22 protein-coding genes and 1 pseudogene are annotated in these 24,523 nt (G+C 40.3%); 14 read left to right on the forward strand and 9 right to left on the reverse strand.

Going from position 1 to position 24,523, the window contains the following annotated elements; all coding sequences use genetic code 11:
• The first annotated feature begins 23 nt into the window (after positions 1–23).
• The 5 genes from recN to ABJV04_RS19575 all read left to right on the forward strand — a co-directional run bounded on the left by recN (position 24) and on the right by ABJV04_RS19575 (position 5,246).
• Positions 24–1,715 (forward strand): DNA repair protein RecN, encoded by a 1,692-nt coding sequence (gene recN / locus ABJV04_RS19555; protein WP_348493276.1) that lies wholly within the window; start codon positions 24–26, stop codon positions 1,713–1,715.
• Positions 1,716–1,826: 111 nt separating this feature from the next.
• Positions 1,827–2,183 carry an outer membrane protein assembly factor BamE gene (bamE, locus tag ABJV04_RS19560; RefSeq protein WP_348493277.1) on the forward strand — a complete coding sequence of 119 codons (357 nt, stop codon included), beginning with the start codon at positions 1,827–1,829 and terminating at the stop codon, positions 2,181–2,183.
• Positions 2,184–2,718: 535 nt separating this feature from the next.
• Positions 2,719–4,308, forward strand: coding sequence for an ABC-F family ATPase (locus ABJV04_RS19565; protein ID WP_348493278.1), 1,590 nt, complete (start codon positions 2,719–2,721; stop codon positions 4,306–4,308).
• Between the two features lie 36 nt (positions 4,309–4,344).
• Positions 4,345–4,836 carry an NYN domain-containing protein gene (locus ABJV04_RS19570; protein ID WP_348493279.1) on the forward strand — a complete coding sequence of 164 codons (492 nt, stop codon included), beginning with the start codon at positions 4,345–4,347 and terminating at the stop codon, positions 4,834–4,836.
• A 119-nt stretch (positions 4,837–4,955) separates the two neighbouring features.
• Positions 4,956–5,246, forward strand: a complete 291-nt coding sequence (locus ABJV04_RS19575) for a YebG family protein (RefSeq protein WP_348493280.1) — start codon at positions 4,956–4,958, stop codon at positions 5,244–5,246.
• Between the two features lie 144 nt (positions 5,247–5,390).
• Here ABJV04_RS19575 and ABJV04_RS19580 read toward each other — a convergent pair whose 3' ends face one another.
• The 4 genes from ABJV04_RS19580 to ABJV04_RS19595 form a co-directional block, all read right to left on the reverse strand.
• Positions 5,391–6,581, reverse strand: coding sequence for a serine hydrolase (locus ABJV04_RS19580; protein ID WP_348493281.1), 1,191 nt, complete (start codon positions 6,579–6,581; stop codon positions 5,391–5,393).
• Between the two features lie 51 nt (positions 6,582–6,632).
• On the reverse strand, positions 6,633–7,301 hold the full coding sequence (locus ABJV04_RS19585) for a cyclase family protein (RefSeq protein ID WP_348493282.1): 669 nt from the start codon (positions 7,299–7,301) through the stop codon (positions 6,633–6,635).
• Positions 7,302–7,465: 164 nt separating this feature from the next.
• A complete protein-coding gene (locus ABJV04_RS19590; RefSeq protein ID WP_348493283.1) occupies positions 7,466–8,812 on the reverse strand; it encodes a 3-deoxy-7-phosphoheptulonate synthase class II in 1,347 nt (448 codons plus the stop codon).
• Positions 8,813–9,004: 192 nt separating this feature from the next.
• The gene (locus ABJV04_RS19595; RefSeq protein WP_348493284.1) at positions 9,005–9,490 is read right to left on the reverse strand and encodes a low molecular weight protein-tyrosine-phosphatase; all 486 of its coding nucleotides are present in this window, start codon (positions 9,488–9,490) and stop codon (positions 9,005–9,007) included.
• A gap of 103 nt (positions 9,491–9,593) precedes the next feature.
• Here ABJV04_RS19595 and pepE point away from each other — a divergent pair, with 103 nt between their 5' ends.
• Positions 9,594–10,295: a dipeptidase PepE gene (gene pepE / locus ABJV04_RS19600; protein WP_348493285.1), complete on the forward strand. Its 702-nt coding sequence runs from the start codon at positions 9,594–9,596 to the stop codon at positions 10,293–10,295.
• On the opposite strand, the gene bioD is transcribed toward pepE, so the two are convergent.
• Genes bioD through bioB form a run of 4 tightly spaced genes read right to left on the reverse strand, consistent with a single transcriptional unit; the run spans position 10,287 to position 14,066 of the window.
• Positions 10,287–10,964 (reverse strand): dethiobiotin synthase, encoded by a 678-nt coding sequence (gene bioD / locus ABJV04_RS19605; protein WP_348493286.1) that lies wholly within the window; start codon positions 10,962–10,964, stop codon positions 10,287–10,289. The two genes, pepE and bioD, sit on opposite strands and share 9 nt — an antisense overlap.
• Complete coding sequence (locus ABJV04_RS19610; protein ID WP_348493287.1) at positions 10,961–11,761, reverse strand: methyltransferase domain-containing protein; 801 nt, start codon at positions 11,759–11,761, stop codon at positions 10,961–10,963. Before ABJV04_RS19610 ends, bioD begins: the two co-directional genes overlap by 4 nt.
• The gene (bioF, locus tag ABJV04_RS19615) at positions 11,754–12,953 is read right to left on the reverse strand and encodes an 8-amino-7-oxononanoate synthase (RefSeq protein ID WP_348493288.1); all 1,200 of its coding nucleotides are present in this window, start codon (positions 12,951–12,953) and stop codon (positions 11,754–11,756) included. The genes ABJV04_RS19610 and bioF overlap by 8 nt, the downstream gene beginning before the upstream one ends.
• A gap of 3 nt (positions 12,954–12,956) precedes the next feature.
• On the reverse strand, positions 12,957–14,066 hold the full coding sequence (gene bioB / locus ABJV04_RS19620) for a biotin synthase BioB (protein WP_348493289.1): 1,110 nt from the start codon (positions 14,064–14,066) through the stop codon (positions 12,957–12,959).
• A 98-nt stretch (positions 14,067–14,164) separates the two neighbouring features.
• Here bioB and bioA point away from each other — a divergent pair, with 98 nt between their 5' ends.
• Entirely contained in the window at positions 14,165–15,454 is a 1,290-nt protein-coding gene (gene bioA, locus ABJV04_RS19625) for an adenosylmethionine--8-amino-7-oxononanoate transaminase (RefSeq protein ID WP_348493290.1), read from the forward strand.
• 7 nt (positions 15,455–15,461) lie between these two features.
• On the opposite strand, the gene ABJV04_RS19630 is transcribed toward bioA, so the two are convergent.
• Positions 15,462–15,842 carry a hypothetical protein gene (locus ABJV04_RS19630; protein WP_348493291.1) on the reverse strand — a complete coding sequence of 127 codons (381 nt, stop codon included), beginning with the start codon at positions 15,840–15,842 and terminating at the stop codon, positions 15,462–15,464.
• Positions 15,843–16,068: 226 nt separating this feature from the next.
• Here ABJV04_RS19630 and asnS point away from each other — a divergent pair, with 226 nt between their 5' ends.
• The 7 genes and pseudogenes from asnS to ABJV04_RS19665 form a co-directional block, all read left to right on the forward strand.
• On the forward strand, positions 16,069–17,466 hold the full coding sequence (asnS, locus tag ABJV04_RS19635; RefSeq protein WP_348493292.1) for an asparagine--tRNA ligase: 1,398 nt from the start codon (positions 16,069–16,071) through the stop codon (positions 17,464–17,466).
• A 127-nt stretch (positions 17,467–17,593) separates the two neighbouring features.
• Positions 17,594–18,991, forward strand: a complete 1,398-nt coding sequence (locus ABJV04_RS19640; RefSeq protein ID WP_348493293.1) for a pyridoxal-dependent decarboxylase — start codon at positions 17,594–17,596, stop codon at positions 18,989–18,991.
• Positions 18,992–19,023: 32 nt separating this feature from the next.
• Positions 19,024–20,175 (forward strand): paraquat-inducible protein A, encoded by a 1,152-nt coding sequence (locus tag ABJV04_RS19645; protein ID WP_348493294.1) that lies wholly within the window; start codon positions 19,024–19,026, stop codon positions 20,173–20,175.
• On the forward strand, positions 20,165–21,847 hold the full coding sequence (pqiB, locus tag ABJV04_RS19650; RefSeq protein ID WP_348493295.1) for an intermembrane transport protein PqiB: 1,683 nt from the start codon (positions 20,165–20,167) through the stop codon (positions 21,845–21,847). Before ABJV04_RS19645 ends, pqiB begins: the two co-directional genes overlap by 11 nt.
• A complete protein-coding gene (locus ABJV04_RS19655; protein ID WP_348493296.1) occupies positions 21,840–22,442 on the forward strand; it encodes an ABC-type transport auxiliary lipoprotein family protein in 603 nt (200 codons plus the stop codon). Before pqiB ends, ABJV04_RS19655 begins: the two co-directional genes overlap by 8 nt.
• Positions 22,442–23,581 (forward strand): diguanylate cyclase, encoded by a 1,140-nt coding sequence (locus ABJV04_RS19660; RefSeq protein WP_348493297.1) that lies wholly within the window; start codon positions 22,442–22,444, stop codon positions 23,579–23,581. Before ABJV04_RS19655 ends, ABJV04_RS19660 begins: the two co-directional genes overlap by 1 nt.
• A gap of 252 nt (positions 23,582–23,833) precedes the next feature.
• Positions 23,834–24,523, forward strand: a pseudogene (locus tag ABJV04_RS19665) (RND transporter); the annotation flags it as partial.

Raw genomic sequence — 24,523 nt, forward strand, 5'->3', positions numbered from 1 at the left:
TATATAAACATGTATTTATTGTTATGTTAATTCACTTATCTGTCCAAAATTTAGCAGTTGTTAAGTCATTAGACGTTGATTTTAAGCAAGGCCTTAGCGTGATCACCGGTGAAACTGGTGCCGGTAAGTCTATTGCCATTGACGCACTTGGGTTGTGTTTAGGCAATCGTGCGGATGCTGGTATGGTCCGCCCTAACTGTGACAAAGCTGATGTTTGCGCCACCTTCGATATTACTAAGCTTCCTAAAGTTAAAGCATGGCTGAATGACAATGATTTGAGTGAGCATGAATTAACAGAAGATGAAGCGCAGGAACTGATGATCCGTCGAGTAGTTTCCTCTGAAGGCCGCTCTAAAGCCTACGTAAATGGATACCCTGTTCCAGCACAACAGCTTAGAAATTTAGGTTTACAATTAATTAGTATCCACGGTCAACATGCTCACCAATTATTGCTTAAATCTGATGTACAAAAGCAATTAGTCGATAATTTTGCGGAACATGAAAATTTACTCAGCACAGTTAAACAACAATATGATCTGCTTAACAATGCCCAAAAACAAATGACCGTTCTTTTGGCGGGCACGCAAAAACGTTCAGACCGTCGTAATTTACTGCAATACCAAGTTCAAGAATTAGATGAATTTAATTTAGCTGATAATGAATTTGTTGAATTAGAAATAGAACATAAAAAATTAAGTAACAGCCAAGCACTTTTGGAACAATCACAAAAAAGCTTTTATCAACTCTATGATGCCGATGAAGGCAGTGCATTAAACGCGGTACAAAGCAGTATAGATATGCTTACAGAGCTTGAGGAACATGATCCTGAATTATCCCCTATTGTCACCGTATTGAATGAAGCATTAATTAATATCGACGAGGCATCTAATCAATTACGTGCCTATACGGACCGTTTAGAAATTGATCCCATGAGAATGCAGCAAATTGAACAGCGTTATTCACAAGCACTAGATTTAGCAAGAAAACATGGTGTGCGACCTGAGGAACTATTTGACCATCATCAACATTTGTCTGCTGAGTTAAAAGAGTTAGACAATCAAGATGAATCTCTGGAAGAATTACAGGGTAAGCTCGCAATATTGCAACAAAGCTATATCAGTGCAGCAGAAAAATTAAGTAAAAGTAGAAACAAAGCTGGTAATAAACTGGCCAAGCTAGTGGAACAACACATTCAAGATATGAATATGTCGCAAGCAAAATTTTCTGTTTGCATAGAATTTGATCCACAGCTGGCTCCCTCGCCCACTGGTTTAGATAAGGTGAAGTTTTTAATCTCGACAAATTTAGGCATTCAAGCAGATACTTTGGAAAAAGTAGTGTCCGGTGGTGAACTTTCTCGAGTTGGCCTTGCCTTACAGGTGATTAGTGCTAAAGGTAACTTAATTCCAACTATGATTTTTGACGAGGTAGACACTGGAATTAGTGGGCCTACGGCTTCTGTAGTTGGAAAATTGTTACGGAAATTAGGGCAAACGAGCCAAGTTATATGTGTCACTCACTTACCTCAGGTAGCTGCTAGTGGTCATCAACAAATGTTTGTGACTAAGTTTTCAGATAAAAAGACCACTGAAACACATATGCTTTGTTTGCAAGAAAGTGAGAGAATTGAGGAGTTAGCTCGATTATTAGCTGGCGATACTTTGACTAATTCAGCTATCGAAAATGCCAAAGAATTGCTGAGCAGTTATCATTAGTCTCGATTAAATATTGATTGCAGGCCTCATGGTGAGTTAGCATGCGTGTCCAGAAATAGGCAGCCTTAACGGCTTAGCTAAATTAATTATTTAACTTAAATGAAAGAATGAATGAAGTATAAAAGTATAATAGTTGCTGTAGTAACAACATTGTTTTTGTCTGGTTGCACAGATTGGATATACCGTATTGATGTTCCCCAAGGCAATTTCCTTCAGGAAAAAAGCGTTAAGCAACTACGAATTAAAATGACCAAGGAACAAGTCATATATGTTCTTGGCAGACCTGTTGTTCAAGATTCTTTTGACCATGATACTTGGTATTACGTCTACGAAATGAAACGGGGTATGAGTAAACGTGGGGAAGACTTTCGTAAAGAATTAATCATTCATTTTGAAGACGAAAAAGTGGCTAGCGTAACTGGTGACTTTGAGCTTTCCGAAGATTTTAATACGCCATTAGATCAGTAACTAACTGCTAAATTACCACCTATATGCCACCATAAATCTTCATAGTAGGGGCATATAGGCTTGTTAGTGAATTACTAAGTGAGTAAGTTTTAATATATTAATCTTAAGTACCATCAAGCTCGTTGCGCTTGTATTTACCTTACTCGTTACGATTGTAGTTACGTTAGTAGTCACCTTAGTATTAGTCGTTACATTAGCTTAATTCTGAGCTGACAACTATTTTTTATCACCCCTGTTTTAGTCCTACTAAGCTTCCCCCCTCTTCATTCCGGTTGTTTTCTGGTTAATCCGTGTTTCTGCGCTGGGACTTGGTATTCGCTCGACTGTTTTCCACTGTGTCTGCTAAACAACTCCCTCACCAGACGTTAATTTCTTCTTCTCACTTTAATCTTACTGGTTACCCTCCTGCTTAGCTTTTATTCTACTCTTTACACCCAGTCCACGATTAATATCAACAAACCCCATCAAAACTTAGTTATTTATGGCATAATCCCGCGCAAAATTTATATGTCTTTTATCAATAGGAATTGCCAACGTGTTAGCTACTGCCAATATCACCATCCAATTTGGTGCCAAGCCTCTTTTTGAAAATGTTTCCGTTAAATTTGGAGAGGGAAATCGTTACGGTCTTATCGGGGCTAACGGTTGCGGTAAATCCACGTTTATGAAAATTCTGGGTAATGATTTAGAACCATCATCAGGTAACGTCACCAAAGATCCTAATGAACGAATTGGTAAACTAAAACAAGACCAATTCGCCTTTGAACATTACTCTGTAATTGATACCGTGATCATGGGTCATGAAGAGTTATGGAAAGTAAAAGAAGAGCGTGATGCGATTTATGCCAACCCTGAAATGACCGAAGAGGATGGCATAAGAGCAGCAGAGTTAGAGTCTGAGTTTGCCGAAATGGATGGCTACACCGCAGAATCTCGGGCAGCAGAACTGCTAACTGGTGTGGGCATTGAAGAGGCCCTGCATTATGGCCCTATGAGTGAAGTGGCTCCAGGTTGGAAATTACGGGTATTATTAACCCAAGTTCTGTTTTCCGACCCAGATATCATGTTGCTTGACGAACCGACCAACAACTTGGATATTGATACCATTCGCTGGTTGGAAGATACGCTAAACTCACGTAACTGTACCATGATCATTATTTCCCACGATCGTCACTTCCTAAACAGTGTTTGTACTCATATGGCGGATTTAGATTACGGTGAATTAAGACTTTTCCCTGGCAACTACGATGAGTATATGACCGCAGCGACCCAATCCAGAGAACGTTTATTGTCTGACAACGCTAAGAAAAAAGCGCAAATTGCAGAACTAAAATCTTTTGTCAGCCGTTTCTCTGCAAATGCATCAAAATCTAAACAAGCCACATCCAGAGCGAAACAAATAGATAAAATCCAACTAGATGAAGTTAAACCCTCTAGTCGTCAAAACCCATTTATTCGTTTTGATCAGGACAAAAAACTGCATCGATTAGCCCTTGAAGTGGAAGGACTCAGTAAATCCTTTGACACTCCCCTATTCTCAAACCTGGATTTAATGATCGAGGTCGGCGAAAGAGTTGCCATCATTGGTCCTAATGGTGCGGGTAAAACAACGCTGATGCGCTGCTTGTATGGAGATATTGCTGCTGACAGTGGTAATGTAAAATGGTCTGAGAACGCATCTATCGGTTATTACGCTCAAGACCATGCACACGACTTTGAAGAAGACAAAACTTTACTAGACTGGATGTATCAGTGGGGTAAAGAAGGTGATGACGAACAGGTTATTAGAGGTACACTGGGCAGATTGTTATTTTCCCAAAAAGAAATTGATAAGTCCGTCAAGGTGATATCTGGTGGTGAACAAGGCCGCATGATCTTCGGCAAACTCATTCTTCAGAAAAACAATGTATTGTTAATGGATGAACCCACCAATCACTTGGATATGGAGTCTATTGAGTCATTAAACCTAGCTCTTGAAAACTACCCTGGCACCTTATTATTTGTCAGCCACGACCGCGAATTTGTGTCTTCATTGGCAACTCGCATTCTGGAAATTACAGAAGACGGCATTGTCGACTTTAGAGGTAACTACGAAGATTACTTAAGCAGTAAAAAACTCGTTTAAATAAGCTAACTTAACTAACCTGTAGGCGGTAAGAGTATGCAAAATAAAACCAAAAACATCGGCGTTTTTGTGGATGTGCAAAATGTGTACTACACCTGCCGACAGGCTTATCAAAAACAGTTTAATTATCGACAGTTTTGGCAGCACCTCTCAACTCGCGGCAACATAGTGGTTGCCAATGCCTATGCCATTGCCCGTCAACATGACCAACAAATTAAATTTCAAGATGCCCTTAGGCATATTGGTTTTGAAGTTAAACTAAAACCCTTTATTCAACGCAGCGATGGCACAGCTAAAGGTGACTGGGATGTTGGTATTACCGTTGATATGATCGATCAATCACCGCTTCTAGACGAGGTAATTTTACTCAGTGGAGATGGCGACTTTGCGGTATTAATGGGTTATATCAAAAGCAAGTATCAAGTTTCAACACAGGTCTATAGCGTTCCTCAACTCACCGCCAAAACCTTAAGCGATTGCGTGGATATATATCATCCTATTGAAGCCAATTCAGCATTCCTAAAATAATCGTCAACGCACTTCGCTACCATTTGTTTAGTGCTTCAGCAAAATACTGTACATACAAACAGTATTGAGCTATATTTATCCTTGATGGCACAAAACCAACAGAAATATGAGGAAACATAATGGCTATTATTGTGAGATATGTTGTTGAGCGAAATGGAGAAGAAAAACTTGTGACTTCTGACAAAAAGGCGGCTGATCAATATGACAAAATGCTTGATGTTGCGGATAATCTAGGCACTTATATCCAAGCAAAAGGCATCAAATTGCCAAATGATGTTGCCGAAGACCTCACTATTTTATTGTCTAAAAATAAAGACGTCATTGCCAAATTATTTAAAGGCACAGATGCGGATTCCATATTAGAACAAGAAAAAGCGGAAGTGGTTAAGATGGATAAAAAGAAAGCTTAATTAGTAAGATACTTTATCCTAGTTTAAAAACACGCTTACGCGTTTGTGTAAGCGCTGGTTCACTTTCTCGATTCTATATATCAATCAAGAAAGTGATACTCCAGTTACCACAAACATGGAAAAGCGAGCCTTTTAACAATAGTGTTATTCCGAATCTATTGCTTCTCTTATCTTATCGATAAACTCTAAACGTTTACTATCTAAATTCGAATCGGTAGCCGTGGGCCAATTACCATTAAAAGCGACGACAAGTTCTCGACTGGGATCAATAAATATTGTTTGCCCAAAAATCCCACGCGCTGTATAACTACCGTCATCGAATATCCACCATTGGTAACCATAGTATCTTCTAGATGAAAATGTCTCTACTTGTTTGCTGGTTGCCTTGTTAACCCAATCTTGTGGAAATACTGACTCGCCGTTTATTCTGCCCTCTTCCAACATAAACAAACCATAGCGAGCAAAGTCTTGTAAGCTTGCTTGTATACAACAACCTGATATTTCATTACCGTCGGCACCTAATAACCAAGTTGCTTTGTTCGCCATACCAAAGGGTTGCCATATTTTTTTAGTCAAATAATCGGTAATAGTGCGCCCAGTTGCCCGTTCGACTAAAATACCAATTAGGTTGGTTTCGCCAGTGGAATAATGCCATTTTTCACCCGGTGGATGAGCCCTAGATAAACCGCGCATATAACTCACTATGGTGGGTAAACCATCTTCTGCTTGGTGATTATTAAATAAGGCCACATCAGAGTTTGCATCAGAATAATCTTCATTCCACGCCACACCTGATGTCATGGTTAGCAATTGCTCAATGTTCACATCGTCATAGACAGAACCTTTTAGGCCCGCAATATAATCAGACACAGGATCCTTGAGACTACGAATATGACCATCCTTTAGCGCAATCCCCACTAAGCTTGAGGTAAATGATTTCGCCACTGAAAAGCTCGTCCAACGTCCTTGTTGTGAATGTCCAAGCGCGTATTTTTCAAACCTAATTTTGCCTTTATGCAGGATTAAGCCACCAGCCAAACGCTGCTCGTCAAAAAACCTATCAATATCTTCATTAACAACGAGTGCCTCGCCTTTAGGCAACACCCTAATATTATCTGCTGGTGTAATTTCCCGGGATTTCACCAGAAATGACAGTTGATCTACCACTAGAAAACCTGCATCTCGCTGGCTTTGACTCCAGAACAGGACATCAGTATCTTTAGGTGGATCTAAGAGCAAGGAACGCCAAGTCGGTCCAATCCACCAGCCGCCGATGACAGCAATGATTAAAATTACTAAGAATGTACTAAATATCCATTTTATTGCAGTTTTCATACTCGTCCCTATTTGCCTTACAAGACATTGCTTATAGTGAGATCTTTCGGTTTAGGTTTTTTGTTCTGTTAATTGCGCAAATGCGCGCACCGGAAAGGTACCAAAACCTTTGATTTTTACCGGCACCGCATAAAAATAAAACCCTTTATCTGGTAGCGATTGTAAATTGCACATGTGTTCAACAATTAAAATATCCGCCCCCAATAAAGTACTATGAACTGGCCTTGCACCGCCGCGAGTATCATCTATATTATGGCTATCAATACCCACCAATGACACGCCACTTTTCTTCAAGAAAATAGCTGCGCCTTCCGTTAGATATGGATGATTTTCATAATATAGATCCGTATTCCAATGACGAGACCAGTTGGTTTCTATGAGCACGGCTTTATTGGTTAAATCTAATTGTGCAAAGTAGCTTTCATCAATTGCTAAAATATTTTCAGGGATGGTAATTTTAACCCCATCTAGATGAGCAACTGATTCAAGTGAAAGTTCAGAAAGATCATCGCCATCAGCATAACGATGAAATGGGGAATCGATATATGTGCCAGTATTAGAGCACATTTCAATTTTACCGATTTGAAATGACGTGCCTTCTTCATAGTGCGATTTTGACGCTTCTCGGCTCAAGTAGTCGCAAATGATTGGAGCTGGTAAGCCTTTGTAGGTCACTAAGCCATCTTCCACTGTATGACTAAGATCGATTAATTTACTCATTTATCGTCAATTCCCTTTATTACACTGTTACGTGATTAAAACCTGTAAACTTTTAAATAATATGCACTTTTTGGAACTAAATTAGAAGCCATCAGGTATAAAAAAGCCAGTTGGATTAGCAACTGGCTTTAAATGTGAAACAAGAGTGAGATCAAGCTATAGCGTTATTTACCGCTTTTCAAATGATCTGCTACTAAAAATGCCATTTCTAGTACTTGATCGGCATTCAAACGAGGGTCACATTGTGTTTTGTATGCTTGCGCAAGATCATCATCACTAATTTGATACGCGCCCCCAGTACATTCAGTAACGTGTTGTCCAGTCATCTCTAAATGGATACCACCTGGATGTGTTCCTTCAGCACGGTGAGCTGAGAAGAACTGCTGAATTTCACTTAAAATATCGTCAAAGTTTCTAGTTTTGTATCCACTGGAAGCTTTTTTGGTATTGCCATGCATAGGATCAGAACTCCACACCACTTTTCTTCCTTCCGCTTTTACACGACGAAGTAATTTTGGCAAATTCTGCTCAAGTTTATCAGCACCCATACGCGTAATGAATGTTAGGCGCCCAGCACTATTATCTGGATTCAAAGTATCAATCAATCTCATCAATTCATCTTCTTGAATTGTTGGCCCGATTTTGACACCAATAGGGTTATGTATGCCACGGAAAAACTCAATGTGTGCATGATCCAATTGACGAGTCCGCTCTCCAATCCACACCATGTGCGCAGAACAGTTGTAGGGCTTGCCAGTTAAAGTATCGATACGAGTTAAAGCTTGCTCATAGTTCAACAACAAGGCTTCATGAGAAGTAAATAAATTGGTTTCATGGAGTGTCGCGTTATTTACATGATTAATGCCAATCACATCCATAAACTCTAATGCATCTTGTAAACGATTGGTCACGTCTTGGTAGCGATCACGCAACGGGTTGTTCTCAAGAAAGGTCATATTCCAACGATTGACTTGATGCAAATCAGCTAGACCACCTTGAGCAAAGGCACGCAATAAATTTAGGGTAGAAGCGCCTCTATGGTATGCCTCTAACATCCGATTTGGATCAGGCATTCTGGATTGTTCAGTAAACTCAAAGCTATTAATAATATCACCGCGGTAGCTTGGCAAAGACACACCATTAATGGTTTCTAAATCTGACGAACGCGGCTTTGCATATTGTCCTGCCATTCTGGCCACTTTCGTTACTGGGCACTTTCCAGCGAAAGTTAAAACAATTGCCATCTGTAAGATAACTTTAAAAGTATCACGAATTTTAGGGGCGTTGAATTCATCAAATGATTCAGCACAATCACCACCTTGAAGTAAGAAACCTTTGCCTTCGGCAACATCACCTAACTGTTTATATAGCTGGCGGGTTTCTTCTGCAAAAACCAGTGGTGGATAACTATGAAGTTTGCTTTCTACTTGCTTTAATAACGCTTGATCTTGATAAGTAGGTTGTTGCTGGATAGGTTTAGACCTCCAGCTGTCAGGTTGCCATTGGCTCACACGCTTTCCTTTAATGAAGTCAAAAAAAGCAGGTCAAACCTGCTAAATAAAATTTATGGGGGGAAATTACCCTAATATGCCGTCATAGTACAATGTCTATATGCACTAATCTATTCGACTATTGACTATAGTTTCGAAATAGAATGTTTGCATCTTGTCTTAGGATTATTTGTAGCAAACTAATCGAGATAATTAATCTTCAAGCACAATTAAAGCAGAAATATGTTCAATAAGACCATCTGCTGAAGACTCGATTAAATCCAGAACGTACTCAAAGCCTTTTTTACCACCATAATACGGGTCTGGGATAATCTCTTCTTCTAAACCAGAAAAAGACATAAATAGCTTTATTTTATCCTGATACTCTTCTGGGCATTCACTTTGCAGACCGCGCAGGTTCATTTCATCCATGGCAATCAGAATATCGAAATCATGAAAATCTTGCTTGCTAATTTTGCGACAAGAAATTCCGTCAAAATCATAACCGCGAGCTTCACCAACGCTTACAGACCGCTCATCTGGCGGCGCGCCAACATGATAGCCCTGGGTTCCTGCTGAATCGATGTTCAACAACAAACCTTTTTCCTTGGCCTTTTTTCTAAACACAGCCTCTGCACTTGGTGAACGACAAATATTTCCCAAACATACAAACAAAACAGAGCGAATTGTTCCAGCCATTCAAGTTGTTTCCTATTTCAGATTCTCTTATGCTTATTATATTATACCATTCTATCTAGCTAAAAATGCGCGTCTAGCGTTAAATGCAATTCAAAGGAAAAAAATGTCAAAAAAACGAGTACTCATGTTAAGCAGTTCAAAAGTGGGTAATGAAGAATATTTGGCTAACCCCAAAACAATGATATTGCCGTTTTTAGATAAAATTCAAACGGCTATTTTTATCCCCTATGCCGGTGTAACTATGTCTTGGGATGATTACACAGACAAAGTACAACAGGCGCTGCCAGAGATACAGATCAGTGGCATACATAGTTTTAACGATCCATCAGAGGCTATTCAAAATGCTCAAACGATTATTGTTGGTGGCGGCAATACGTTTAACTTGCTTTATCAATTGCAGAACAAGGGTTTAATTGACTGCATAAAAAATAAAGTAGACTCAGGCACCCCCTATATTGGCTGGAGTGCTGGGTCGAATATATGCGGATTGAGTATTAAAACCACTAACGACATGCCGATAATCCAGCCTGAGTCATTCTCTGCGTTAGCACTGCTGCCGTTTCAAATTAATCCTCACTATAGCGATTACCAACCACCCGGTCACAATGGTGAAACCCGGGCGCAACGTATTGAAGAATTTTGTGTATTAAACCCTACCATTCCAGTTGTTGGCATTAGAGAAGGTAGTGGACTGTTATTGGATAACGAAAAACTAACCTTAATCGGTGATTTGGACGGCGTTATATTCAATGCAAAAGAGCAACATAGCATTGCAGCCAATTCAGAGCTAATTCACCTATTGTAATAATCCATCAATAGATAAGTATTCTAAGGCTTGTTCGGTGTTGTTAAGCTTAGGCACAACACCGAGACAAGGTGCGGGGATCAGAGCCTTTAAACTATCAATATTATCTTGCAGATATAACATCTGATCATCTATCTGATTTGCCACCCAACCAATCACCTGCAAACCATCGGCACATATCGCCTGATAAGTGAGTAATGCATGATTTAAACAACCTAACTTCATACCAACCACCAGAACCACTGGAAGTTTATGTTGTATCGCAAAATCAGATAAAAATACGCCCTCAGACAAGGGTAACCGCCAACCACCCGCGCCCTCAGTAAGCAACAGATCAGCTTTTTCATTGACGAGTTGTTGATAAGCCAAATTGATTTGTTGTATATCCACAGTGACGTCCATGCGTTTTGCAGCTAAATGGGGGGCCACGGGATCGGCAAAGGCAATGGGATTTATTCGTTCATATGCTAGCTGTTTTGTACTGACCTTTTGTAAGGCTAAGGCATCATCATTGCGCAGCCCTGCAGCGGTTTGCATACAGCCTGCAGATACGGGTTTAAAACCTATGGTACTTAACCCTTTGTCTGCAGCAAGTTGCAAGATCGCCGAAGCGATAACGGTTTTTCCAGCATCAGTATCCGTACCTGTAATAAAAATAGAATGGGTCATATCGCTTTACTCAACACTAAAAAACTCACTTCATAGGACAAGGGCAATTGTCCGTTAAGCGCAAAATCTTGCCGATAAATGCGTTCAAACTCGGCCAATGACTGTCGGCTCAATTTAGAATGATTGCCCGTTTCAGGCACTACATTTGCGCCTATGTGACGAATACTATTCAATAAACTAATCGCGCTTTGATGCCAGGTAGTATAGGTTTTTTGATGCCCTACTACGCTAAATCCGCTTGTTTTTGCCGCTTTTACTAATTCGCTGTGGGGCATGAACTGATTGACCCTAGGCACAGAGTCTACTTTTAACCAAGTTTGATCTAATTCAGCCATCGAACCTTCGCTCAACAAGACTAAAACTGCGCAGCCTTGCTCACTTAGAACACGATGGATCTCGTCTAAACTTGTTTGAATGGGTGTACACCACTGTAATGCCATACACGAAAACACCGTATCAAACGTTTTATCTGCGAATGGCAGTGCCTCTGCATCGGCGATATGAAAGTCGATGTAACCTTTAGCATCTTTAGAGGAATTAAGCTTTTTTGCCTGGGCAATCATACCGGCAGCTAAATCAACAGCGGTGAGAGACTGAAACTTATCTGCGAGTCTGCGGGTTAGCCGAGCGGTGCCGCAACCAACATCCAGAAGTTTGCCGCTTTTGTTCTCAGGGACCTGTTGAATGGCATCAAAACCAATGTCCAGTTGAACTTGGGCAACATCATCATAACGATGGGCTGATTGGCTAAATTGATAAGCAATTCTGCGTTTTTTATCATCTATAGTATTATTCATTAGACAATACCTGATAACGCTTAAGCACCATCTCCAAACCATCCACAAATGCATCTATATCGGTAGTTCTGTGACTCGCCGATAAGGTAATACGCAGTCTATCTGTGCCTTTAGGTACAGTAGGGTATCGAATCGCCGTTACCCAGAGTCCAAGCCGTTTGAGATCGTCACTAATTTTCACACACTTAACCGGATCACCCACAACAATAGGTTGAATGGCGGTGTTTGAATCTGTCAACGGAATACCCTTTTGCTGACATAAAGATCTAAATTGGGCTATTCGCTGGGTCAAAGCTTGTTGTTTAGTTCCATCAGCTAAAGATTGAAAACTCGCGTAGGTGGCTAAGGCCATAGCCGGTGGCATTGCTGTGCTATACACATAATGTTTAGCAAAATTAATTAAATAATCGATGAGAACCTGTGAGCCTGCTACAAAGGCACCTGAAGTCCCAATGCCTTTACCAAAAGTCCCCATTAAAATTGGAACTTGAGTTTGGCTTAAATTAAAGTGCTCAATGCTGCCTAAACCTGTTTCACCTAAGACTCCCATGCCATGAGCATCATCTACCATTAACCAAGCATCATGCTGTTGAGCAACGGTGTTTAGTTCAGCTATCTTCCCTAAATCACCATCCATACTAAACACCCCCTCTGTCACTATGAGGTTATCTTGGACAGAAGATGATAAGTCCGATGATTGATTGGCAGCGAGCAAATTACTTAGATGGTTAACATCGTTATGTCGAAAGCGTTTGAACTTGGCCTCACAATGTTTGCCAGCCTCCACAAATGACGCGTGCATTAATTTATCAGAAAGAATGCACAGTTGAGGATTAGCCAGTGCCTGACAAACGGCTTGATTGGCAGCAAAACCAGAGTTGAACAATAACGCAGCTTCACGCTTTAAACCTGAGGCTAAATAATCTTCCAACTGCTGGTGAGCTTGAGTATGACCGGTAACTAGCGGTGACGCACCACTACCCACTCCGTAATCTGAAATGCCTTCAACCCAAGCTTGCATGACTGCTAAATCTTGTCGTTGGCCAAGGTAGTCATTGCCGGAAAAACTTAAAAAGTGCTGGCCTTCAACTTCGATCATAGCGCCAACAGAAGCGTCAATGACCCTTCGTTGACGTAACAATCCATCACGTTGACGGGCGTTTAGCCCTTCTTTTAAATAACCGAAAGCCACTAACTATTTAGTCGTTTCAGGTACGGCCGTTACTGGCTTACTGGCATCATAGAACAACTCACTTCCTGCTTGCTCAGCTTCACCAGCCTGAATTTCTTCCATTAAAGCGGCTTCATGGGCTTCGTCTGAATACTCACGGGTTTGTTTCGAATTAATTCCCAGTTTTTTGAATAACATCACATCTTCGTGAGTGTCTGGGTTAGAGGTTGTCAACAATTTGCATCCGTAAAAAATCGAATTAGCACCAGCCATAAAACACATTGCTTGCATTTGTTCATTCATGGCTTCACGTCCTGCTGACAAACGAACAAAAGACTTGGGCATTAATATACGTGCCACAGCAATAGTACGCACAAACTCAAAGGAATCTAAATCTTCCACATCATCCAACGGTGTGCCCTTAACTTTCACTAACATGTTAATAGGAACACTTTCTGGGTGGTGCTCTAAATTAGCCAATTGCATTAATAACCCTGAACGGTCATCAGCCTCTTCACCCATGCCGACTATACCACCGGAACAAACATGCATACCGGCGTCGCGGACATTTTGCAGAGTATCTAAGCGATCCTGATAGGTACGAGTGGTGATGATATCACCGTAATATTCTGGTGATGTATCCAAGTTATGATTGTAATAGTCTAGACCAGCCTGTTTTAGCGCAATTGCTTGATCACGAGTTAGCATTCCTAAGGTCATGCAGGTCTCAAGTCCAAGTTTTTTGACTTCTTTAATCATTTCCAACACATAAGGCATATCGCGATCTTTTGGATTACGCCAAGCAGCTCCCATACAAAAACGGGTTGAGCCAGTAGCCACCGCTTCTTTAGCACGTTGAATGACTTTTTCAATTTCTAACAAACGTTCTTTTTCTAGACCAGTATCGTAGCGAGCACTTTGCGGGCAATATTTACAATCTTCAGGACACGCTCCAGTTTTAATCGATAATAGTGTGCTGACCTGCACATAATTAGGATCGAAATGTTGGCGATGAATACATTGAGCTTGAAAAAGTAAATCATTAAACGGCATGGCAAACAATGCATTCACTTCATCTAAAGTCCAGTCGTGTCTAATCTCTGATTTACCTGAAAAATCTGCTGGAAACGCCATATTTGGTCCTTTACTATCGAATTATGTTGGCTTAGTCTAAGCCCCACTTAAACATTGTCAACTCCTACCAGGCATTTTGATTTACAAGTGAGTACAAATTGAACAATTCTGACCTACCTGACCTCGAATTCGACCAAAAACATATATGGCATCCCTACACTTCAGCCATTAATCCCCTTCCCTGTTACCAAGTTGAATCTGCAGAAGGGGTGTTATTAAAGCTCAATGATGGTGAAGAATTAGTGGATGGCATGTCGTCATGGTGGGCAACTATTCATGGCTACAACCACCCAGATTTAAACCAAGCTGCTAGGGAACAACTAGGGAAAATGTCCCATGTGATGTTCGGTGGGATTACCCATAAACCGGCTATCGATTTATGTAGAACCTTAGTCGATATCACCCCAGAGGGGTTAGAGCGGGTATTTTTAGCCGATTCAGGCTCTGTATCCGTTGAAGTGGCCATGAAAATGGCATTGCAATATTGGGCTTGTCAGGGAGCCCCTGAAAAATTTCGGTTTATATCTCCACGTAATGGTTATCATGGCGATACATTTGCGGCTATGTCGGTGTGCGACCCCGTTAATGGAATGCACAGCCTTTTCAACCAAACACTTACAACCCAAATTTTTGCTCCTGCACCACAAACTCAATTCGATCAGACCTGGAATGAAGATGATATAGGCCCGTTAGAGGACTTAATACTGACTCATAAGAACGAAGTTGCGGCGCTGATAATTGAACCCATAGTGCAAGGTGCCGGTGGCATGCGCATATACCACCCAGAATATCTGCATCGTTGTCGTCAATTATGTGATGAGCACAATATATTATTAATTTGCGATGAAATTGCCACCGGCTTCGGCCGAACGGGAAAACTCTTTGCGTGTGAACATGCAGGCATCAGCCCCGATATCATGTGTGTAGGTAAAGCGTTAACCGGAGGCTATATGACGTTGGCAGCTACTTTATGTACTGAAGACGTTGCCTTAGGAGTCTGCGCCGGTGAACCTGGGGTATTTATGCATGGCCCCACTTATATGGGAAATCCGTTAGCTTGCGCAGTGGCCAATGCGAGTTTGGCGTTATTGGCTCAAAACAAGTGGCAATCTCAAGTGGCAAGTATCGAAGAACAACTCCAGCATCAGTTGTTACCATTAAAAGATCATGTTGCAGTAGAAGATGTTCGAGTACTGGGTGCGATTGGTGTTATTGAGTGTAAAAAAGCAGTAAATGTCGCAGAGTTACAACGTGTGTTTGTTGATAACGGTGTTTGGATCAGGCCATTTGGTAAACTGATTTATATCATGCCTCCATTTATCATTAATCAACAACAACTGAGTCAGTTAACAGCCGCTATTGCCATAAGCTTACAAACTCTTAATTAGGATAAACTTAAATATCAGACACTATCCAAACTAACACCACGACACTAATGGCTAATAAAATAATCACATTGATACCAAAATAATCATTTCTGCGGCGAGTTCGAAATCGCCGCATAATTAACACAAATAAACTCATACAAGTGCATAGGCAAAGCAATATAATCAAATAAATACTAAGTGACATAGACCAATCTTGCCGACCATTCACTCCCCAATATTCTTGCACACCAGAGATCAATTCTGGACGGGCATAATGGAAAACAATTAGTGACGCGACAAATATCACCCAAGCAACGATATTCAATCCCAAAACAATTTGGTAAAATTTATCGTGGCTTCGTGGCGTTTTTCGGCGATTTTCACCCTGCCAAGGGTATTGATCAGACATATTCTCTGTTTAGCGCCTATTTTTACTTGAGTCTGTCAATTAGCTAAGTAAGATTACACACCTTATTTAAATGACAGAGTCTAGTGACATTTTAATTATCCAGCTTTAGTAACTGTAGAGCATTAAGTAAGTTTCATCTAGATTATTGTTTATCCTAGACGATTGTCATATTTTAGTTTGTAATCAAAAAATTGCAGGTTACCCCCTGCTGTAGTGGAGAATATCAATGGCGCATGCCCCAGTGGTTGACGTGTTAACTGGCAAGTACCCAATCGGGGAACAGGTAGTTTTAAAAGGATGGGTAAGAACCCGCAGAGATTCTAAAGCAGGATTGTCTTTTATCAATTTACATGATGGAAGCTGCTTCGACGCGATTCAGGTGATTGCCCTGAATACAATGGAAAATTATAGTGATATCCAACGTCTTACTACGGGTTGCTCCATTGCCGTAACTGGCGAGGTTAAAGCCTCACAAGGTAAAGGCCAAGCCCTAGAAATAGATGCGAAGCAAGTTGAGATTTTAGGTTGGGTAGAAAACCCTGATACCTATCCCATGTCAGCAAAGCGCCATAGTATTGAATATCTTCGAGAGCATGCTCACCTGCGGGCAAGAACCAATGTGATTGGCGCTGTTACCCGTGTTCGTAACTGTTTATCTCAAGCAATACATCGTTTTTTCCACGAACAAGGCTATTTTTGGATCAGTACTCCAATTTTAACCGCTAGCGACACTGAAGGTGCCGGTGAAATGTTCAGAGTATCCACCTTAGATATGATGAACATCCCCAAAACTGAGCAAGGTGAAGTTGATTATTCCCAAGACTTTTTCGGAAAAGAAACTTACTTAACGGTTTCAGGTCAGTTGAACGTAGAAACTTACTGTACAGCTATGTCCAAGGTATATACTTTTGGTCCAACGTTTAGAGCCGAAAATTCAAATACAAGTCGCCATTTGGCCGAGTTTTGGATGATTGAACCAGAAGTGGCTTTTGCCGAGCTATCTGATGTGGCTCAACTAGCCGAAGACATGCTGAAGTATGTGTTTAAAGCTGTACTAGAAGAACGCGCCGACGATATGGCTTTCTTTGCGCAACACATTAATAAAGATGTTAAAGATAGAATGGAAAAGGTAATTTCCCAAGACTTCGTCAGAATGGATTACACCGATGCCATCGAAATACTGAAAAACTGTGGTAAAAAATTCGAATTCCCAGTGGATTGGGGCGTCGATTTATCTTCTGAGCATGAACGTTATCTTGCCGAAGAGCACGTAGGTGCGCCAATTATCATGCAAAACTATCCTAAAGATATTAAAGCATTTTATATGCGTATTAATGACGATGGTAAAACAGTTGCTGCAATGGACGTATTGGCCCCAGGAATTGGTGAAATCATTGGTGGTTCTCAACGTGAAGAACGTTTAGATGTATTTGACCAAAGATTAGAAGAAATGGGACTGGATAAAGAAGACTATGCTTGGTATCGCGACTTACGTCGATACGGCACAGTACCACATTCAGGATTTGGATTAGGCTTTGAACGCTTAGTAGCCTATGTAACAGGGATGCAGAATATCCGTGATGTAATCCCCTTCCCTCGTTCTCCAGGTAATGCAAATTACTAATTTGTAGAACTAAATTAGTTCAGATATTTCCGAAAGCCATCTTTAAGATGGCTTTTTTTTACATATTTTTCTAAAAATACCCATTTAATGATAACGTAAACATAGGTTTCACACAGGAAGTACGACCATGTCTAAATTACAAAAAAATATGTTCGAACAAGCGCGTACTTCAGTATTGTTGAAACAGGCTTGTGAAGATGCAATTTCCTACCAAAACAATTCGAATCAAAAGGCCATATACCCTAGCCAACATAATTTAGAATTATTGAGTGAATTCGATACTCAGCTACCGGAACAGATGGGCGATGAAAATGCCATTTTAAGTTTATTAGCTAAACAAGGTGAACTGAACACGGTTCGGTATGCAAACGGTCGTTATTATGGTTTTGTAAACGGTTCATCCCTTCCCATAGGCTTGGCAGCCAAATGGTTAGCCGATGTGTGGGATCAAAACGCAGCACTGTTTGCGACCTCTCCAATTGCAGCAAAGTTAGAGAGCATTTGCCAACAATGGTTACAACAACTATTTACACTGCCGCCTGATACAGTAGCAGGTCTTGTCGGTGGTACATCCGTGGCCAGCTTATGCGGTTTAGCCGCTGCCCGCTATCGTCAATTGAGCCGATTAGGTTGGGATATTAGCCAACAAGGTCTGTTTGGCGCTCCCGCGCTGCGGATCATTTTAGGCACACTGACACATGGCACTGTGGTCAAGGGGTTAAATATACTCGGATTTGGACAACAACAAATAGAATGGGTTGAATGCGACGAACAAGGTCGTATGATTGTTGACTCAATTCCACCTTTAGACCAAAGCTGTATTGTCGTTTTACAAGCTGGCAACGTGTGTAGCGGTGCATTTGATGATTTTCACAGTATTATTCCCAAAGCTAAAGCGGCAAACGCTTGGGTACATGTTGACGGTGCGTTTGGTTTATGGGCTGCGGCGTCCACGATGTTTGCTGACCTAACAAAAAGTATTCACTTAGCTGACTCATGGTCCGTTGACGCTCACAAAACCTTAAATACTCCCTATGATTGTGGTGTTATATTGTGTGCAGACCCAACCGCACTCACCCATGCACTACATCATCAAGGGTCCTATATTCAGCCTAGTGAAAATCGCGACAACATGCACTACACCCCAGACATGTCCAGACGGGCAAGGGGCATCGAATTATGGGCTTGCTTGGCTTACTTAGGTCGAAGTGGGATCGCAGAATTAGTTGAATTATTACATGAGCATGCGATTTACTTCGCCGAACAAGCCAAAATTGCGGGTTTTAAAGTGCTAAATGATGTGGTGTTCAATCAAGTTATTTTAACTACAGGCTCTGATGAGGTCACAGTAAAAACCCTAAAATCCATTCAAGATTCTGGAGTAACATGGTGTGGTGGCGCGACATGGATGGGGCAACAAGTGATTAGAATAAGTATTTGCTCATGGGCAACGACACAGAGTGAAATAGATAAAAGTATCGCAGTATTTGCTGATTGTTTAGCGAAACAAACTCAAGCTAAATAAGGTTTAGTCAAAATGAGTAACGGTTTAAAATAATGAGTAAAGGATTATCTGACCCAATTCACAGCGGAAAAACTGTCTGCCAGCAGTGTGACACTGAAGTGGTTATTCCTCGTTTAGCCCACCGACAAAAAGCAAAATGTCCGCGTTGCGGTCATGTATTGACGCAACACCTCGATAGTGCGAATCAGCGAATAATTATGTTTGCCGTCAGTGCATTGATTTTCCTAGTACTTTCTATGCCATTTAACTTTCTTGGTTTTAGTACCAATGGGCAACATCAAGCTATTGGTATTATATCGGGGTTAGATGTGTTGATAGTTAACGACTACATGTTTTTAGCCGTCGTTCAGTTACTCTCCATTGTTATCGTACCAGCCATCGTATTAATTGGCTTACTACTTATCCTGTTACCTTTTCCAGCAACAAAAAAACCTAACACCTCTAGGGCTATTCTGAATGTGGTTTATGCCCTTATTCCATGGAGTATGGCAGAGATATTTTTAATTGGTGTATTGGTTAGCTTAATTAAAATTAGTTCGTTTGCTGATATTAGTATAGGCCTATCATTTTACGCTTATATAGGCTTTACAGTTTGTATGGTTGCCACAATGTTATCTATGGATAAACACCAACTTTATATTACCGCCACCGAAGCCCAGCACAACAAAAAAAAGCTCCCAAAATCAGAGAGTATTCAACGAACTTGGGCGCTGTTACTAACATCAATTTTATTATATATTCCCGCTAATACCTTACCTATTATGCATACCGTCTTTCTGGGAACAGATGAGCCCAGTACCATTTTAGGTGGCGTTATTTCAATGTGGCAAAACAAATCCTATCCCATTGCTTTAGTTATTTTTATAGCAAGTATAGTCGTGCCTATTGGTAAATTAGTAATATTAATTTGGCTTAATTACTGCGTACAATACGGTACGATTAAAAAACAAAATAAACGAATATTTTGGTATCGACTAACAGAGTTTATTGGTCGTTGGTCAATGGTTGATATATTTGCCGTTGCTATTTTGGTTAGCTTAATACAACTTGGCAATACTATGAGTGTATTTCCCGGCCCTGCTGCACTGGCATTTTGTGGTGTGGTGATACTGACAATGCTAGCAGCAATGACTTTCGATCCTAGATTAATTTGGAGCAATTCGGACGCACAAAATGACAGATAATAATAATCTACAAACAGACTCACAAGCAGCCGATATAGAATCCAGTCGAATAATATCTAAATTTTGGCTCATTCCGTTAGTTGCCCTGTCTATTGGTATGTGGATGGTCTATCACCAATGGGCCAACCAAGGCCCGTTAATTACCATTGAATTTGTCTCAGCTTCTGGTATCGAAGCGGATCAAACTAAAATAAAAACTAAAGATGTCGAAATTGGGGTCGTCAAAAAAGTAGAACTAAAACCGGATCTAAGTGGTGTAATTGTTACCGCACGAATGAACCCCAGCGCTGAAATCTTATTAGGGAAAAATAGCAAATTTTGGTTAGTTCGCCCTCGAGTATCTCTCAACGGCGTTTCAGGTTTAACTACTTTACTTTCCGGCCCTTATATTACTTTAGAGCCCAACACGGAAGGTGAGCAATCAAGTGAGTTTATTGCCTTGGAAACGCCGCCGACTACTGCAGCTGGTACGCCAGGTTTACAAATATCCTTAAATAGTGACCAAGAGCTATCCTTTAAAGCTGGTGATCCAATAATTTATAAAGGATTAAAAGTGGGCGAATTTGAAGACATGCATTTTGATGTCGACAAGCGCAACGTGTCTTATAATGCCTTTATTCAAGCGCCTTACCATAAACTCATAACTGAAAATACTAAATTTTGGAATGCCAGTGGTATCAGTCTCGATTTGGCTGCCAATGGCATCGAAATCAAAACCGGTAGCATAGAGACCATACTTACCAATGGCGTCACATTTGGTATTCCAGAGGGTATGCCCACTGGCAAACGCGTCACCAGTGAAGCATCATTTGAGATATACAAAGACTACGATAGTGCGTCTAATAAACGCTACAAATTGGGAGTCAACTTTGTATTAATGATCAAAGATAGTATTCGCGGATTAACGGTTGGCGCACCAGTAGAATATCGTGGTCTGCAAATTGGAAAAGTAATTGAAATCAATCTTCCTGGTTTAGCTGAAAGTAAATTGCTAGACGATGAATTTGCCATCCCAGTACTGATCAATATCCAACCAAGTAGAATGCAACAACCAGATAACCAATCAGGCGTAGAAATAGTTAGACGACAAACGTTACGTGGGATTGAACAGGGTCTGCGGGCATCTCTTAAAATTGGTAATATAGTTACCGGCGGACTATATGTCGATTTACAACATTACAAAGATGCCGAGCCAGAACCTTTAAGTAGCTTTCATGGCTATAATGTCATTCCCACAACATCAGGGGAATTTGCTCAGATTACACAAAAAGTGAGTGGCGTTTTAGACAATATAAATGCCATACCTTTTGCTGAGATATCGCAAGATGCGAGTCAACTTATGCAAACCTTTAATTCTACTGCACTTGCATTTCAACAAACTATCGACACCTTGGATGGCTTACTTGTAGATGTGAAAGATCAACAGACAAGCGAGAATATAAACCACGCTGCTGAATCCTTAACCCAACTACTCAAAGACTACTCGGCAGGCTCTAAAACAAACCAAGAACTAATATCAACAATGCAACAGTTTCAAACGACTTTACAACAATTAACCCCGTTACTGCAGCAACTAAACCAAAAACCAAACAGTTTGATATTTAGTGATGGTACTCAACCAATAATTGAACCTAAAGCACAATCGTTAAATGAGGAAATTCAAAATGATTAAGCCTATTTTTTATGTGGTGGGAATAGTGCTGATGTTGGCAGGTTGTGCAACCGAGACCAATTCAAATGTTCAATACTACCTGCTTGATAGCTCAACATCGATGTCGATGCCAAGTGACCTGTCGCAACGTCCAAAAACGGTTGTTGTACAATCTATTGAATTAGCCGATTACTTAAAACAAGCTGGATTGAGTATGCAATTAGATGAACATCAAGTTTACTATTCTAAGCAGCATTTCTGGGCACAACCTTTACAAGCAAGCATTCAAAACTCACTTATAAACGATCTTAATAAACACTCCAACACGGCATTATTCTCTTCCTCTGATGAGGTTAATTCTGCTAGCCAAGGAATTAATCTTAGGGTGAAAATAAACCACTTTTCGCCTACATTTAAATCAAAAGTAGTGTTAGCCGGCCAATATTGGATATATAATCAGCAGAGTCAAACAGAGTTGAGTACGTCAATGTATCACTTTAAATTTGAACTACCTTTGGCTAAAAATGGTTACGGACATGCCGTTGGTAAGTTAAGAGATTTGTTAGAAAACTTAAGCGAAGATATAGTAGAAAACATGGATAACGTTAGAAACTAATGATAAAAAAAATCACAGATTGGATGCTTTCCTATCTTTATTTAGGTGCCGAAGGTGATAAAAATAGTGAAACAAATCAACAATTATTTGTTTCAAATCTTTTTTCAATTATTGGCTATTCCCTCACTTTCGTACTAGGTATCTCCGCGGCCTTTGGTGGTGAGGTAGTTCTTTCTGTTTCACTTTTTGCCGCCTGCTTTTTGTTTTTCGCCAGTCATCAAATCCATCGACTCAAAAAAATTAAAAATACCTATAAAATCTCTACCCGTATTATTTTTACGTGCTTGCTCTTTTTAATGCTTTACTTGGTGTTTAGTGGTGGCCATGGAAACACAGGTCCCCTATGGATTTATATATTACCTCCAGTCGCTTTCTTTTTTGGAGGACTTCGACGGGGATTGGCGAATATAGGCCTATTTGTCATCATAGTGAGCATCATGTTGTTTTACCCAGGCGAAGTATTATTAAACACCTCGTATACTCACGAATTTAAATCGCGTCTCATTTATTCCTTTTTAACGGTTACTTTATTATTTGGTTTTTATGAATTTTCTAGACAGAAATTCATTTCATTTATGCAAAAGTTAAGTGATCAATTTGAACAACAAGCGATGCAGGATCCACTGACCTCATTACCGAATCGCAGAGCCATGCAAGATTATTTAGATCACGAACATAATCGTGCTCAGCGTAGCAAAGTTAACATGTCATTATTGTTGTGTGATATTGATCACTTCAAAGGTGTAAACGACCTTTATGGTCATGAAGGAGGTGATTATGTACTTAAGAGTTTATCTGAGTTATTCACTTCAACGTTACGAAAACAAGATAAAATATCGCGCTGGGGAGGAGAAGAGTTTTTATTTCTTTTACCAGAAACTAACGAGCATGACGCACACTTTTTAGCTGATAAAATACGCCTTAAAGTAGCGGCTCATACTTTCAAGTATGCTGGCAAAGAATTTAATATTACCTTGAGTATTGGCGTTAAAGAGGTCACAAAAAATATAAGTGTAGATAAGGCCATAAGTGCAGCTGATAAGTACTTGTACAAAGCCAAAGAAAATGGTCGAAATTGCACTATGCCTGAGAGTAAATTTTTACCTCACAATAAAATCATCAATAACAACATGCAATAAGAACATTTAATAAGAACAAGATAAACGCAGCTTCCTTTAGCCCCCCTAATCTAATAATCGTAAATTTTAGTAAAATATTTATCTAACAGCTAAAACTACAACTTTTCCAAGATCTTAGACGTGCCTACCACACTTATTGCTTTCAATTGGATAGCGTGGCGCTCACTCAGTATTGAGCATACAGATCAATGGCACTCTTATTGCAATCCTCATAATATAATTAACACGAAAGATTATTTGCAACAGAGTTTTATGAAAAATATAGCTAAAAATTTAGTCCATTTATGTACCCATAAACCTAAATCTGTTTATGGAATTTTGTTGCTATTTGTGTTGCTCTTAGCATCGCAAATTCCTCGCATTCAAATTGATACAGACCCAGAGAATATGCTGGATGCAGAGCACCCCGCCCGTGTATTCCACAATCAAGTAAAACAAACCTTCAGTATGTATGATGCAATAGTTGTTGGCGTGGTGAATACCTCCGACGAGTATGGTGTATTTAAACCCGACGTACTTACTGACATTTTTGACATTACGAAGACAATTATGTCATTAGATGGCGTGGTTTCTGCCGACGTTATGTCAATTTCAACGGTAGATAATATAAGTCAAGAAGGCGAAGGGGCAATTCGGTTTGAATGGATGATGCCCACGCCACCTGAGTCCATTTCAGTTAGCCAACAAATACAGCAAAAGCTATCACGTCTACCTTTATTGCAAGACACGCTAGCGTCCAATAACGGTAAGGCTGCAGCCATCTATGTGCCGATTTTAGATAAAAACCAAAGTTTTAAACTCGCAGAGCAAATTCGTGCTGCAATACAAGCGCGCGATAGTTCCGCTCAGTGGTACATTACAGGTTTACCGGTGGCTGAAGACCAGTTTGGTTTCGAGATGTTCTTACAAATGGGCATTTCAGCACGCTTAACTGTTTTAACT

Source organism: Aliiglaciecola sp. (assembly GCF_039982535.1).
Lineage (GTDB): Bacteria > Pseudomonadota > Gammaproteobacteria > Enterobacterales > Alteromonadaceae > Aliiglaciecola.